Consider the following 388-nt stretch of genomic DNA (forward strand, 5'->3'; position numbering starts at 1 on the left):
GAGGGTTTCGAACGGCGGCATGGATTGCCACAGGCGATGGCGGGCATCCTGGACGTTCTTTTCAACTTGCCCCTTCTCCCAGCCTGCGGCGCGATTGCAGAAATCGGGCTCGAAGAGATAATGGCTGGTCATCGCCTGGAAGCGCAGGTTGACGCTGCGCTCCTTGCCGCGACCGACCTTTTCCACGGCAGTGCTCATGTTGTCGTAAATGCCCCGCCGCGGCACGCCGCCAAGCGCCCGGAAGGCGTGGTTGTGCGCATCGAACAGCATCTCATGCGTCTGCAGCAGATAGGCGCGGATAATGAAGGCGCGGCTGTAGCAGAGCTTGGTATGTGCCACCTGCAGCTTGACGCGGGCGCTGCCAATGACTGCGAAATCCTCGCTCCAG

Annotated in this window: 1 pseudogene; it reads right to left on the reverse strand. The window is 61.6% G+C overall.

Features of this window, described 5'->3' with window-relative positions:
- Positions 1 to 388 (reverse strand): annotated as a pseudogene (locus tag GUI70_RS22745) (DDE-type integrase/transposase/recombinase); the annotation flags it as partial.

The organism is Deinococcus alpinitundrae, assembly GCF_009982895.1.
In the GTDB taxonomy this organism is placed as follows: Bacteria; Deinococcota; Deinococci; order Deinococcales; family Deinococcaceae; genus Deinococcus; species Deinococcus alpinitundrae.